Consider the following 13,746-nt stretch of genomic DNA (forward strand, 5'->3'; position numbering starts at 1 on the left):
GGGTGATAAATGTTTTCGTGATGGATGCCAGGGCGTTATTCGACTGGAGCATACTCATGATGACGGGTGTACTTGCTTTCGAGTTGCTCCTTGCTCGTATTGTGTCAACTCATTTTATCAGTGCCCGATATGTGGATGGAGTGATGAGGATGAGTAAGAACGATAGAAAGTTATCAAACGCTTTGAGTTCAGTGGCCAAAATGGTTGAGGATTGGGAATCTAAAGGTGAAAGCCGTGAAGTAATAATGGATGCGATGATGTTTGCCTGCGCTGTTCATCTTGATAATTCCAAGAAGGATAGTCTGACACTTCATTTTACTGACCGGACCGTTTCGCTTTTTATTAGTAAGGTTCATTAATGCCATAAGCGGCAGGGATGCCGCATTTTTTAACTGGTGGATATATGAGATTAAAGTACGCCCTCACAGTTTGCGACCCGAAGTCTTCACAGATAGTGGCTTATCAGTCCAGAACGACCGGCAATAGCCATCTTACCCGGGAAGATATTTGCACCGCTCTTGGTATGACTCAGGCACGTCAGCGGGTTGGATTGTGTCTGCTTTATGCGAAGTTCACGAAAGACCATTCATCTGGCCAAATGGCGCTGGAAGAAATCATCAAATTCGCCAGGTCGCAATCAGGGTTGTATGTCGGAAATCTTACAGGGCGAAAAGGTGTATCAATATTGATACTTATGTCTAAACTGGTACTTGAGGAGTTTTGTCGGACTGCAGATACGCCGAACGCCAAATGCAGGTGTGGCGGCGGTGGCCAAGTCTGCGACAGGGAGCAAACCGAAGTTACCGGGAAATTGGTAATGATAAAGTGTAAGCGATGCCGTGGCACAGGCTTAAAGCCAGTACCCAAAAGCCGCGCCCGAATGTCGATTGCAAAGCTTATGCCGAGCCTATCTCAATCAACATGGTCGCGAAAATGGCAGCCGTTCTATGACCTGTTGTTGTCGTGGTGCTATCAGGAGTCTATGGAGGCCGAGATTGAGTACAGTCAGATAACAGAAGTATCCCGTTCAGAGTGAGTGAGTTCCTCTAATTGTATAAAAGGATTCACTTATGAATAGTAATGTTGTCGATTTTTGCTTAAAAAAAGAGAAGTCCGTTCAATTAGTTAAGAAGGAGTTTGTCGTAACTCGGGTGGTACTTGAGATATGTGATGGAGAGGTAATATCCAGTACGCAGATAGAGAAAGATGTTTTTATTGGTACTGGGGAAGACCTCATTAAGTACGTTACCGATAGGGAGAGAGTCGACAATAGTTTAGTCATGCGCATCTTCCGTAACTGTATGAGTCGTCTGGATGATGATGGTGAGTTTGATCACTTGAGATGGTAACAAGCATTTTTTGACCGGCCTTGTGCCGGTTTTTTTACACAAAAATATAAACATTAAGTTTACTTAATGAGTAACATGTAGTTTAATATACATATCAGGAAAACAAATTTTGGAGTAACGAAAATGGCAAATCGGGACGGTCTGGCAGTCATAGCGGCAAATCTGCAGTACGAAGGTTTATGCAACATTCTGCGTGCTGTTTTTTTTGATGCAACAGAAGAGGCGGGTGAAGTATCTCAGCGTATCTGCGACATCATCGAGGCGCGTTTCGGAACGCCAAAATTGAACCTGATTCTGGATGAAATCTATTCTCATCCGGCACTGAAATAAGGAGTTGCATTATGAGCTTTGAAATTGTCCGGATTGGTAGTGAAGCCGTTATGAATACCGCGCCTGAGTGCGTTTTCAACCGAAACGATATTCAGGTTCGTGGCTCCCTCATCCCCTTAACTCGCAGCGAAGCCCAAAGGGTTTGGTTCGTTTCCAGCATCCATGGTGATGAGTTTGGCCAGTTTGAAACAAAAGAGAAGGCTATCGACAGGGCTTTGATAGTCGAGAAAGTGGCTCTCAGTTTTCCAACTGGTTTAACACTGCAGCAAGCGCTGAAGCAACTGGATGAGTTCACCGCCGAAGAACTGATGAGTATCGTTGCTGACATGGATCGTCTTCATATCACCCGGGAAGTGTGGGAACTGATAGATGACCGCTGGCAATTCGCTGCAATGGATAGTGATGGTGCAGTGGTTTTTTATGAAGAAGAACCTTTCTTACTGGGTGATGGCTGGCTCAATCAGGATGGTTCGACCTATTCACAGTGTCCCTTGAAACTGAATTTGCATAATGTTCAGTGGGACAAATCTTTAACTAAGCGTCCAGAAATGGAATAAGGAAAGTGCTATGGCTACACGCTCACGTATTAATGTAAAAGTCGGCAATAAATACCATTCTGTATATTGTCATTATGATGGTTATCCGGAGCACGTTGGTCGTATTCTGTTCGACCATTATAACACTCAGGGTAAAGCCGAAGGGCTAGTTAGTTACGGTGATATCTCATGCTTATATGAGCGATTTGACAAGCCGGAAGGTCATTCGTTTGAGTCTCCAGTTGAGGGTTGCACGATCTATTATGGCCGGGATCGTGGAGAGTCCAATATAGGGTTCAAGGTTACTGATGAACCAATTGTAAGTGATTTTTGTGGTGAGGATTATTTTTACATATGGGATGGGAATCAGTGGTCTTTCCGTGTTTATCGTGGAGATGAGAGCGTGAGCTTGATTGATTATTTCCGTAAATCGAAAGTCAGTATCGATTAAATATATTTAAACAACACTTTTGATTTTATTTGCCAGTAATGGGCAGGGCTTCGCTTTGCCCGAAATCAACCAATAAGGAATTAGTTATGAGTCATTTTACTGTGTTAGTTGTTGGCCAAAACCCTGAGCAGCAGTTAGCTCCATACCATGAATTCGAGTGTACTGGTATCAATGACCAGTATGTTCAGGACATTGATGTTACTGATGAGTATCGGCTTGATTATGAGCGTCAAGAAGACCGCTCCGAAACCTTTCTTGAATTTGCAAAGAACAATAATGATTACTCAGTTGTTGAGTTTGGCCAGGCTCCGGATATTGACGATGCACACAAGTACGGTTGGATTCAATTGGATGAGGATGGGGAGGTCGCGAAAGTGGTTCGGCGCACTAACCCGAACGCCAAATGGGATTGGTTTGTTCTTGGTGGCCGCTGGCGTGATTTCTTTAAGTTGAAGAATGGCGGATTTGCTGACAGCGCCATGAAGATTGATATCGATTTTGATGGCATGACATCTCAGGCTGCAGAAGATGCAAAAACTGAGTATCAGGCATTTGCTGATGCTATTGCTGGTATGGAGTTTCCGAAAACTTGGCCAGAGATGATGTTAGGAAATACCGGAAGTATTGACGAACTACGCAAAGCTTATGCTTCTCAGCCAGCTGTTGAAGCAGTGAGACAGGCCGTAAGGGATAAGAAACTTCCTTTTACGTTTCAGTGCAGTTTTGACTATTACGGTCGAAATATTGACGAGTATGTCAAGAAATGCCAAGCCCAATGCTTAACGACTTATGCCGTCACCATGGATGGTCAGTGGTATGCCCGTGGAGAAATGGGGTGGTTTGGTCTATCGAGCAATGAGATGACTGAAACTGAATGGAATCAGAAGGTCGCAGAGATGATTGCTGCACTGCCAGATGACACCGTTTTATCTGTTTACGACTGCCACATCTAAGGTCAGGGAGATGAACATGAAAAGCCAAGAAGAAATCAGAGCAGAGTTTATCGAACTGGTGAAAGGTAAAACCATTCCTTATGTCACCTGCTTTATTAAGGATGATGGTTCGATTGATATCCATGGCGATCTTAATCTTGGATGCACCAAGATAACTTTGTTACCCGACAACCTGAGGGTATACGGTTCTTTGTTTTTATCAGAAAGCTTGGTTGAGGTGTTGCCCAATAATCTCAGCATCGCCGGGTCTTTATATATGCCTCGTACCAAAATCGAAGAAATACCCGAAGGCACCAAGATTGGTAATTCATTACATGCGTTTGAAAGTCATTTGAAGAAGTTACCCAACGACTTAATTATTCGTGGTTGTGCCAATTTTGAAGGGTGTCCTTTAGACCAAATCCCTACGGGTTTATGTGTGCATGGTTATCTTGATATTTTAGGCACTCGCGTCACTCGATTGAGTAATGATCTTGTTGTTAAACAAAGCCTCTTTCTCTCGGCTTGCGATATTGAAAACGTGGTTTTTCAAGATGAATGCGGTGAACACAAGAGAACAATTTTCGCTGCTTATGTTAACGGTAGCGTGAATATTGCTGCAGGTTGTTTTTTGGGTGATTTAGAAACATTCATTGATCTGGTTAGACATAAGTATGGACGAGGCGAAGAGGCTGGAAAGTATATCGCTCAGGGCAAGTTTTGTATGGATGAACTGTATAAGAAGTTAGAAGAGGAGCGTAAAAAAGCCAGCTCGGGGCTGGCTTGATTACCCGGCTTAACATCCCGGGGATGTCGTGGCGGGTACCACCCCGCCGCGAGGCATTACCAATGAGCTATCACTCATCAGTGCGGTGAGTATAGCAGCGACTATCAGTACAAAGAAAGGAGTTTCAAAATGGCTCTATATGTAACAGGCCACATACCCAAAGCACCAGCTGCAGAGAAAGGCGCGAAGCCGGTTGCTACCACCGTAGAAGCAAGTTCACCACGAATGGCCAAGATGAAGGCGCTCGTGGCTATTGAAGAAGCGTTCCCTGACTTCGCAGGTCAATACTTCGATCCGAAAATCTGGCCATGCCCCGATAATGTGGACGAATCGGACGTTAATAGCCTTTGTGCTATGCGCCCCGAAATCGGTGTGTTCAGCGAGGCGTTTTTGGTTTATGCCCAGTGGAACGATGAAACCAAATCATACGAGTTCGCGCCAGGTACTTATGACGCAGCGAAGAATGTGATGATTCCGGATGATGAAGACGCTGGCCAGTCCGAAGAGTCTACAGATCTAGAGCCGAACGCCGAGCAAGAACCAGAGCATAAGATTGTTTGTCGGGAGTTCAAACATACGTCTGAAACGCTTAACACAGAGATTGCCTGTGCGCTGTATCCGGGTGATGTTAATCCATGGAATATCCCATCATCAGTGATCCGCATCGCTCGTGAAAAAATTGAAGATAATGATAAGCAATGGCGAGTATGGTCAAACGCATTATCATTCATTACCGATATTAAAAAGTATTCCCGGGAATCAATTTTTGGTGCTATCCGTAGCGCTCCTCATGATATTAATTTAATCGCCAGTGATATCCGTGCTCACGTTGAGTTATGGCTTGCTGAACATGGCCAGTTCGAACCAGAAGACGAAACCTTTGGTGTTGTTGAGGAGGTTTTAGATAATGCTGGTGAGCCTGAGCCTGAGCCTGAGCCTGAGCCTGAGCCTGAGCCTGAGCCTGAGCCTGAGCCTGAGCCTGAGCCTGAGCCTGAGCCTGAGCCTGAGCCTGAGCCTGAGCCTGAGCCTGAGGTTGTGAATCTTGGTAGTGGCAAGTTCAGCGTGAACATTATCGAACCAGCTGCGAATGATGCTGCAGTTGAACCCACTCCGGTACCAGAAGCAACAAAGGATGATGAGGGCAGTATTGAGCCACCATACTTCGAGCCTGGCCGGTATCCTGATATTCCTAACTCCGTTTATCACTCAGCCAACGGTCTGAGCAGTACGCAACTGAAAGACGCCCGTATTAGCTTGATGTACTTTCATGCCCGTCATGTGGCCAAAACTATCCAGCGTGAAAGAAATGACGCGCTTACGTTTGGCTCGTTGTTCCACACGATGGTTTTAGAACCTCATAAGGTTGGTAGTGAGTTCAAACTTCCCCCATTCATCCCAGAAAATGCGCTGACTACTACGTCATCAATGAAGGCGGTGATTGAGGCTTATAACTCATCACTTGAACCGCTCATGTCGAGCGAGGAAATCAAGACCATTCTTGAGCATTACAACAGCGGCTTACCGGTACCGTGTTCGTTAAGTGAGGACTCGGCCGGTACCGGTGCAATTTATTCTGAGTTACCGGAAGAGTTCCGCCGTATACCAGAAGACGGCAAGCATACGGCTACGGCTATGAAAGCTTGTATTAAGGAGTTTAACTCCACGCTTCCGCAGCCGCTAAAAGTCAGTGGCAGCCGCGACGTATTGCTTGAACAGTTGGAAAAGATACAACCTGAGCTTGCTGCAGTAGAGAGATCAAAACCGCAGCCGCTTAATACCAGTGGCAGCAAAGATGATCTAACTGCGCTTGTTCGCTCAATTAAACCCGATGCTGTTTTTGCTGATGATGTTATCAGCCAGAACGTTAAGGAAGATGACGATCGTGAGCTGATAACTCAAAAACAATTGGATATAGCCAAGGCTATGTGTGAGGCGGTTATTAATCACGGTTCAGCAATGCAGTTACTGTTTCACCCATCCCGTACCGTTGAGTGTAGCTATTTTGGCATAGATGAAGATACCGGCCTTGAACTTCGTGTTCGTCCAGACTCGGAGATTGATAACGGTGGGATTCGTATCGGTAGCGATTTGAAATCAATCAGCCTTGGCAATGTGAAGCAGGATTCGTTACGTGCCAGGTTACACAGGGAAATCATTGATCGCGATTATCACTTGAGCGCAGCCATGTATTGTGATGTTGCCGAACTGGACGAGTTTTATTGGGTGTTTGTGAATAAGGAACCGGGCTATCACTGGGTGGCTGTAATCGAAGCATCCGAGGAGTTGCTGGAGCTTGGCCGACTGGAATACAAGAAAGTTACCCGCGATATCAAACATGCTTTTGATACTGATGAATGGCCAGCACCGATCACCGAGGAGATCGTGGAAGGGCTGAATGACTATGACCTGCGCCGTTTAGAAATGCTGCGCGTTGCATAAGGAAACTGAACAATGAAGAAAGAAATTATCGAGCACCAAGAGCAGCAGGTGAGCAACGTTTCATTGATGATGAATGTTGATGTGATGGACCGAGTTATTGCTGTTGCCGATTTCATGTCTAACTCCACCGTGACGGTACCAGAACATTTGCGGGGCAAACCATCAGATTGTCTGGCGGTTGTCATGCAGGCGGCGCAGTGGGGAATGAATCCTTATGCGGTGGCTCAGAAAACGCATCTGGTTAACGGTACTTTGGGCTATGAAGCTCAGTTGGTTAACGCGGTTGTCACCAGTTCCAATGCAGTGAAAGGTCGTTTTCATTATGAGTATGGCGGTGATTGGTCACGTTGCACCGGTACCAAAGAAGTGACTCGTGAAAAGATGGGCCGGAATGGTAGTTATAAAGTGCAAGAGCGTGTTCGTGCCTGGGATGATAAAGATGAACATGGTTTATTCATCCGGGTTGGTGCCATCTTACGAGGGGAATCAGAAATCACATGGGGTGAGCAGCTATACCTGTCTGGCGTAATTACCCGGAATTCTCCGTTGTGGGTTTCTAACCCGAAGCAGCAGATAGCCTATCTTGCTGTTAAATACTGGGCGCGCCTGTACTGTCCAGAAGTGATCCTTGGCGTCTATAGTCCTGAAGAATTTGAGAGTGAGGAGGTGAGAGCACCTAAGGATATCACCAGCCAGTCCGAAGTAAGCGATCGGGCAGATATGGCCAAAAGTGATAAATCTGAAACGGAAAAATCAATTCTTGATGATGACCGTATCGCCAGTATTCGTGAGTCTATTGGATTAGCAACAACAACTAACGCTGCAGTCGATATCCGTAAGGAGATTGAAAGCCTGAAATCTTCAATGAGTATTGATGCTTACACCGAGTTGAAGAATAAAGCGGTTAAGCGTTACTACAGCATTGAAGCAGCAGGTAAGGTGCAAGTTGCTATTAATAACCTGTCACCCGACTTGGCAGATGCTGCAGAAGAGTTTGCGCGAGTTGAAGAGCTACTGCGCCGCTCCGAGCGGAATATCACGCCAGACGATATGGAAAGCTTCCAAATCATGCTGGACGATATGCGTCCGGAATACATGAATTGATTTTTTAGAATCAGAAACCATCCGGCCAACTTCCTATAGTGTTGGCCGGTTATCGAGGCATAACCAATGAAACAAGATCACGATATTTTGAAGAAGGATGACCTGATTGAGTTAACCGGATGCCATTACTCATCACAGCAATGCGAGTGGTTAACGAAAGCCGGTATCTGGTTCACGCCTCGGCGTGACGGCACTCCTTCAACAACTTGGTACCACGTGGCCAACCCGATCCCTCTCAGGGGAATAGTCAGTAAGCCCGTTTCTGACGAACCCAATTTTAACGCTATTCAGTGAGTGTGAGCCATGGCCGGAAAGCGCAAGAATCCCGCACATAATGATTTGCCAGTTAGAGTGTACCGCGGCAAGTCTAAGTATGAATTCCATCCCCCTGCTGGTGGTTCTATCTCGTTGTGCCCTCTGGATGCGACGGTACCAGAAATCTGGCTGGCGTATCACAAGCACAACGAGAAGAAGGAAGATGTACTGAGCGTGGCCAGCATGATGGATGGGTTCTTTGCGTCACAGGATTTTAGCGAACTGGCACAGGATACGAAAGACGATTACCGGAAGTATGCGAAACGCCTTAACAAGGTCTTTGGTAAAATGTCTGCTGATTCAGTCCTGCGTAGCCACATAAGGAAGTACCTTGATTTGCGCGGTGTTAGAAGCAAGGTTCAGGCTAACAGGGAGAAGTCATTTTTATCCCGGTCTTACCGTTGGGCAATTGATCTCGGCATGCTTGAGGTTAATCCATGTAAAGGCGTCCGCCAGTTCAAGGAGGCAATCAGGGAGCGGTATGTTACTGATGAAGAGTATCAGGCCGTTTACTCGGTAGCGCCAACCATCGTCAAAGTGGCTATGGAACTATCGTATCTATGCTGTGCCAGGCAGGGCGATATTCTGTCTCTGACGAAGGCACAGTTAATGGAAGCAGGTATTTTCATTCGTCAGGGCAAGACCGGTAAGAAACAGATTAAGGCATGGAGCGATCGGCTGCGTTCGGCAATCGAATTGGCATCAACGTTGCCGTTAGTAAATGACGTTATCAGCATGTACGTAATCCACCAGCGGAGAGGCCAACGGTATACCCGCGATGGATTTAATAGCAGTTGGGCGACAGCCCGGGAAGTGGCAGCGATGACTTATCCGGAGCTGAGTTTTAATTTCACATTCCATGACCTGAAGGCGAAAGGTATATCTGACCTTGAAGGATCGTTGTCAGAGAAGCAGGCGATTTCAGGACACAAGACGCCGAGCCAAACCGCCAGGTATGACCGTAAGACGCAGGTTGTGCCGGTAGTCGGTGGGCAGCAGAGGAGAGGATAAGTAAGTGGTCTGCAAACAAACCAAAAGTGTACAAAAAGACTGATTTTTCATATAATTATAGTGTTCTGATTAATCTCGGAACCGGGGTTTATAGCCACCGTGCCGCTGACAAACCAGTATCACTATGATACAGTCCACGCGAGCTGGACAGGGGAGCCGAAAGGCTCGCCGGGTTTAATAGGTGCCTGGTCTGCTAACCCTGTTCAGCTCATCGTTAATTGTTTAGCAGCGATTGCGATGATTAATAAATCCTATTGCAGGAGGTCATTATGACCAATAGTGATGTTATTCAATTCCACTTCGAAAATACCCCTATTCGCGTGACATACATCGACGGCAAGCCTTGGCTGGTCGCGAATGATGTATGCAAAGCGCTTCGTCTGAACGATACGATTAAGACCACAGCCAGAGTTGATGATGATGAAAGACGCCAGCGTTTACTGGCTACAACATCCGGCATACAGAGCATGAATATCGTGTCAGTATCCGGCGTTTACACTATGGTTCTGCGGTGTCGTGATGTACTCAAAACCGGATCGTTGGAACACAGGTTTAAACGCTGGTTTACTAATGAGTTGATACCGAAGTTGACCCATAGTGAACAGGCCGTTTATACGCCGGTTGATACAGTATCAACAGAGCGCGTTGATAGTTCGTTTAATGTCCCTTTGCCAGCGTGTCAGATATTGCTGACGGTCGATAAGCATGGCGTTACCAGTTCCAGAGTGCTGAAGAAGAATGAACTTGTCGGTTCTCTGGATACGTTTTTCCATCTGACCAAGAAAGCAGGGTACATCGTTACCAGCCGTGAAGATGTGGCCAAGATACTGGGCAGTCTTTGACAGGCTATTTGGGGAATTAAAATGATAAACAACTATAAATATACAGTGGTTGATAAGCTTGGTTATGTTGATATTGCTGATAACGTGACAGATGCTTTCGCGTTCGTGAGTTTGTGCGTTACTGAGAATGGTGATGCGATCACAGAGCATTCATTATGTGAGGCGTTCAAAGGAACGTGTTCTGTAATGGTCTATTTCAAACACAACCTTAAATCGTGGGCGTACAGAGTGCAGCGCCATATCAAACCTTAGTGTCATGAAGTAGATTGCGGGGCGCACCGCCAAGCAGGTAGTGCGCCTTTTTTATTAGTTTTTGATATCAGTTGCAGCTTTGATTATGTCATCCGCAGTCTTTCCGTTGATGGCATCCATAGCCGCTTTTTCGCTCTTTTCTCCGCCTCCAGCTTTAACTGATGCATCCCAAACGATGGCCATAATAGCTTTTTCGAAAGCCTCCTTTTTCTCCGGAGTGAGTGAGGCACTAACTTTTTGCACAGAAGTAGTATATGACTCTGGAGTAGAGGTATCGATTTTTGGTGAACTGTCTCCGCATGCTGCCAGGGCAAATACTGCAGCACAGACCAATAAAAATTTTCTCATCTTCTTTTCCCTTGCCAATAATAAAAATGGATCCTGATGTTATCAGAAGGGTATAAAAAAATTGAAGTTTAATTATCACGTTTATATATCAAGTTTATTCATAGGTTTAATTTTATATATTCGGATGGCTTGGGTAGGTATGCAGAACTGACAGAACATGTTAGGAACATCTTAGGAAAGGGTGATTTTAGGAAGAAAAGGGGTATTGAAGAGGATGGCGTGAATAGTGGGTAAATGTTTGATTTATCTATTGTAAGAAGATGGTGCCCGGGGCGAGACTTGAACTCGCACGGCGTTGCCGCCGAGGGATTTTAAATCCCTTGTGTCTACCGATTCCACCACCCGGGCCACGCTGGAAGTTTATATAAAAAAAGCGCTCTGAGCGCCATTTCATACTACTACAAACTATCCATAATTGGTGGGTCGTGCAGGATTCGAACCTGCGACCAATTGATTAAAAGTCAACTGCTCTACCGACTGAGCTAACGACCCAATTAATGGTGGGTGATGACGGGCTCGAACCGCCGACCCCCTCCGTGTAAAGGAGGTGCTCTACCAACTGAGCTAATCACCCGAGACTACATACTGCTATCTTACTGCGTTTTTGCTACACCACATTAAAGAATGGTGGGTGATGACGGGCTCGAACCGCCGACCCCCTCCGTGTAAAGGAGGTGCTCTACCAACTGAGCTAATCACCCAAAACTACATGCAGTTATTTTACATCGTTTTTACTACGCAACACAAAGAATGGTGGGTGATGACGGGCTCGAACCGCCGACCCCCTCCGTGTAAAGGAGGTGCTCTACCAACTGAGCTAATCACCCTTCTCGTGTGGAGGTGCATTATAGGGAACCGTCCAACTGAGTCAATGATTTTTTGAATGAAACTGACTGTTCGTCGTAATTTTAGACAGTATAGTAAATACTTTTTAAATTTATCTCTGTTTTCAGTGTGCCTTGAACATTGAGGATTCAGCATGGAATGATAGAATGTGCCCACTATTGCGAAGGACATATATTAAATTGATCTTTGCTGATTAAATCTTGTAACAAGGCTAACGCTCAATGTCCATGAAAATAAAAACACGTTTTGCTCCAAGTCCAACCGGCGATTTGCACGTTGGTGGTGCCCGTACAGCGCTTTATTCCTGGCTGTTCTCTCGTCATTTGGATGGTGAGTTTGTTCTACGAATTGAAGATACCGATCTGGAACGTTCAACCCAGAAAGCGATAGATGCGATTATGGATGGCATGAACTGGTTAGGTATTGACTGGGATGAAGGCCCTTATTTTCAAACCAAGCGTTTTGATCGCTACAATGCCGTTATCGATGAAATGTTGACGGCGGGCACTGCATATAAATGTTATTGCTCTAAAGAACGTCTGGAAGCATTGCGAGAAGAACAAATGGCTCGTGGTGAAAAAGCGCGTTATGACGGTCATTGTCGTCACGATCAATGTAATCATGCGGATAATGAGCCTCATGTGGTGCGTTTCCTGAACCCACAGGAAGGATCGGTTATTTTTGATGACAAAATCCGTGGCCCGATTGAAATCAGCAATCAGGAACTGGATGATTTAATTATCCGTCGTACCGATGGTGCTCCGACCTATAACTTTTGTGTCGTGGTTGACGATTGGGATATGGAAATCACCCATGTGATCCGTGGGGAAGACCATATTAATAATACGCCTCGCCAAATTAATATTCTAAAAGCGCTGGGTGCACCTATTCCTGAATATGCCCACGTTTCAATGATTCTGGGTGATGATGGGCAAAAGCTGTCTAAGCGAAATGGCGCCGCCAGTGTAATGCAATATCGTGATGCGGGTTATTTACCTGAGGCGTTGCTGAATTATCTGGTTCGCCTGGGGTGGTCTCATGGCGATCAGGAGATTTTTAGCGTTGATGAAATGAAACAGCTATTTACTCTGGACGCCGTTAGCAAATCAGCCAGCGCATTCAATACTGAAAAATTACAATGGCTAAATCATCACTATATTAATCATTTGCCTCCAGAGTATGTGGCGGTTCATTTATCATGGCATATCCATGAGCAAGGTTTTAATACTCAAAATGGCCCGCAGTTAGTAGAAATCGTGCAATTGTTAGGTGAACGTTGTAAGACTTTGAAAGAGATGGCGGAATCTTGTCGCTATTTCTATGAAGAGTTTGATGAGTTTGATGCCGATGCCGCGAAGAAACATCTGCGTCCTGTAGCCAAAGAGCCTCTGGAACTGGTTAGAGCGAAGTTAAGTGCGATTAGTGACTGGAGTGTTGAAAATGTGCATCAGGCGATTGAGGGCACAGCTACAGAACTGGAAGTAGGTATGGGTAAAGTAGGGATGCCGTTGCGTGTGGCGGTAACCGGATGCGGTCAGTCACCAGCTGTTGATGCAACTGTTCATGCCGTGGGTAAATCTCGTAGTTTGGCTCGTATCGATCGTGCACTGGCATTTATTGTTGAGCGTGAATCACAACAATAATAAACCTAATGGCATAAAGGTTATTAGATGAACAATGAAAGTCGGACTGTAAAAAGTCCGATTTTTTTGTGTTTTTCTGTCTATAAATTCACAGCGTTGCTCTCTTTTTCAGCATTCAGATTAATTCTGCAAATTAGCCGTTGACAGACCTCCCTGATGTTTCATATTATGCGCCCGTCCTGATGATGTTGTTACCAGACACGCATCATATGATATTTGGGGTTATAGCTCAGCTGGGAGAGCGCTTGCATGGCATGCAAGAGGTCGGCGGTTCGATCCCGCCTAGCTCCACCAAATTCTAGCAGTAAATCAGTACATTATAGGCACTTGGCAGAGTGCCTTTTTTATTGCATAAATTTCTGTGTCAATTTTGTGTCAGAACTTGCGTTGTCGGCGATAGAGTGCAAGTGACTGATTGATAAGTGAGCATACTTTGTAAGTATCCCATCAAAACGACCCATTCACTTTTAGAGATCTTCTGACATACTGATTATGTCCCCTGAGGAGATCACCATGCGTAAAATCCGATTCACAGAGCACCAGATAATCGCCGTCCTTAAA

Annotated in this window: 15 protein-coding genes and 6 tRNA genes; 15 read left to right on the forward strand and 6 right to left on the reverse strand. The window is 45.5% G+C overall.

Annotation, left to right across the window (positions count from 1 at the left end):
- The first annotated feature begins 149 nt into the window (after nt 1-149).
- The 13 genes from LPW36_RS02125 to LPW36_RS02180 all read left to right on the forward strand — a co-directional run bounded on the left by LPW36_RS02125 (nt 150) and on the right by LPW36_RS02180 (nt 10,096).
- Nucleotides 150-359, forward strand: a complete 210-nt coding sequence (locus LPW36_RS02125) for a hypothetical protein (RefSeq protein WP_230607850.1) — start codon at nt 150-152, stop codon at nt 357-359.
- A gap of 335 nt (nt 360-694) precedes the next feature.
- On the forward strand, nt 695-1,036 hold the full coding sequence (locus tag LPW36_RS17915) for an antitermination protein Q (RefSeq protein ID WP_420844700.1): 342 nt from the start codon (nt 695-697) through the stop codon (nt 1,034-1,036).
- Nucleotides 1,037-1,070: 34 nt separating this feature from the next.
- The gene (locus tag LPW36_RS02130; RefSeq protein ID WP_230607851.1) at nt 1,071-1,349 is read left to right on the forward strand and encodes a hypothetical protein; all 279 of its coding nucleotides are present in this window, start codon (nt 1,071-1,073) and stop codon (nt 1,347-1,349) included.
- Nucleotides 1,350-1,472: 123 nt separating this feature from the next.
- A complete protein-coding gene (locus LPW36_RS02135; RefSeq protein ID WP_230607852.1) occupies nt 1,473-1,679 on the forward strand; it encodes a hypothetical protein in 207 nt (68 codons plus the stop codon).
- A gap of 11 nt (nt 1,680-1,690) precedes the next feature.
- A complete protein-coding gene (locus LPW36_RS02140; RefSeq protein ID WP_230607853.1) occupies nt 1,691-2,236 on the forward strand; it encodes a hypothetical protein in 546 nt (181 codons plus the stop codon).
- A 10-nt stretch (nt 2,237-2,246) separates the two neighbouring features.
- Complete coding sequence (locus LPW36_RS02145; RefSeq protein ID WP_230607854.1) at nt 2,247-2,666, forward strand: hypothetical protein; 420 nt, start codon at nt 2,247-2,249, stop codon at nt 2,664-2,666.
- An 86-nt stretch (nt 2,667-2,752) separates the two neighbouring features.
- Nucleotides 2,753-3,619 (forward strand): hypothetical protein, encoded by an 867-nt coding sequence (locus LPW36_RS02150; RefSeq protein WP_230607855.1) that lies wholly within the window; start codon nt 2,753-2,755, stop codon nt 3,617-3,619.
- Between the two features lie 16 nt (nt 3,620-3,635).
- Nucleotides 3,636-4,385, forward strand: coding sequence for a hypothetical protein (locus tag LPW36_RS02155; RefSeq protein ID WP_230607856.1), 750 nt, complete (start codon nt 3,636-3,638; stop codon nt 4,383-4,385).
- Nucleotides 4,386-4,619: 234 nt separating this feature from the next.
- Complete coding sequence (locus tag LPW36_RS02160) at nt 4,620-6,824, forward strand: PD-(D/E)XK nuclease-like domain-containing protein (protein WP_230607857.1); 2,205 nt, start codon at nt 4,620-4,622, stop codon at nt 6,822-6,824.
- A 12-nt stretch (nt 6,825-6,836) separates the two neighbouring features.
- A complete protein-coding gene (locus tag LPW36_RS02165; RefSeq protein ID WP_230607858.1) occupies nt 6,837-7,928 on the forward strand; it encodes a RecT family recombinase in 1,092 nt (363 codons plus the stop codon).
- A 66-nt stretch (nt 7,929-7,994) separates the two neighbouring features.
- On the forward strand, nt 7,995-8,222 hold the full coding sequence (locus LPW36_RS02170) for a DUF4224 domain-containing protein (protein WP_230607859.1): 228 nt from the start codon (nt 7,995-7,997) through the stop codon (nt 8,220-8,222).
- 9 nt (nt 8,223-8,231) lie between these two features.
- The gene (locus LPW36_RS02175) at nt 8,232-9,254 is read left to right on the forward strand and encodes a tyrosine-type recombinase/integrase (protein ID WP_230607860.1); all 1,023 of its coding nucleotides are present in this window, start codon (nt 8,232-8,234) and stop codon (nt 9,252-9,254) included.
- Nucleotides 9,255-9,523: 269 nt separating this feature from the next.
- Nucleotides 9,524-10,096 carry a BRO-N domain-containing protein gene (locus tag LPW36_RS02180; RefSeq protein WP_230607861.1) on the forward strand — a complete coding sequence of 191 codons (573 nt, stop codon included), beginning with the start codon at nt 9,524-9,526 and terminating at the stop codon, nt 10,094-10,096.
- Nucleotides 10,097-10,402: 306 nt separating this feature from the next.
- On the opposite strand, the gene LPW36_RS02185 is transcribed toward LPW36_RS02180, so the two are convergent.
- The 6 genes from LPW36_RS02185 to LPW36_RS02210 form a co-directional block, all read right to left on the reverse strand.
- Nucleotides 10,403-10,696 (reverse strand): DUF6694 family lipoprotein, encoded by a 294-nt coding sequence (locus LPW36_RS02185; protein WP_230607862.1) that lies wholly within the window; start codon nt 10,694-10,696, stop codon nt 10,403-10,405.
- A gap of 261 nt (nt 10,697-10,957) precedes the next feature.
- A tRNA-Leu gene (locus tag LPW36_RS02190) sits at nt 10,958-11,044 on the reverse strand.
- A 68-nt stretch (nt 11,045-11,112) separates the two neighbouring features.
- A tRNA-Lys gene (locus tag LPW36_RS02195) sits at nt 11,113-11,188 on the reverse strand.
- A 6-nt stretch (nt 11,189-11,194) separates the two neighbouring features.
- Nucleotides 11,195-11,270, reverse strand: a tRNA-Val gene (locus LPW36_RS02200).
- 51 nt (nt 11,271-11,321) lie between these two features.
- A tRNA-Val gene (locus LPW36_RS02205) sits at nt 11,322-11,397 on the reverse strand.
- Between the two features lie 50 nt (nt 11,398-11,447).
- Nucleotides 11,448-11,523 (reverse strand) — tRNA-Val (locus LPW36_RS02210).
- 246 nt (nt 11,524-11,769) lie between these two features.
- Here LPW36_RS02210 and gltX point away from each other — a divergent pair.
- Both gltX and LPW36_RS02220 read left to right on the forward strand, forming a co-directional pair.
- Entirely contained in the window at nt 11,770-13,185 is a 1,416-nt protein-coding gene (gltX, locus tag LPW36_RS02215) for a glutamate--tRNA ligase (protein ID WP_230607875.1), read from the forward strand.
- A 218-nt stretch (nt 13,186-13,403) separates the two neighbouring features.
- Nucleotides 13,404-13,479 (forward strand) — tRNA-Ala (locus LPW36_RS02220).
- Nucleotides 13,480-13,746: the final 267 nt, after the last annotated feature.

The sequence above is a fragment of the Limnobaculum eriocheiris genome (assembly GCF_021010575.1).
GTDB classification, from domain to species: Bacteria; Pseudomonadota; Gammaproteobacteria; order Enterobacterales; family Enterobacteriaceae; genus Limnobaculum; species Limnobaculum eriocheiris.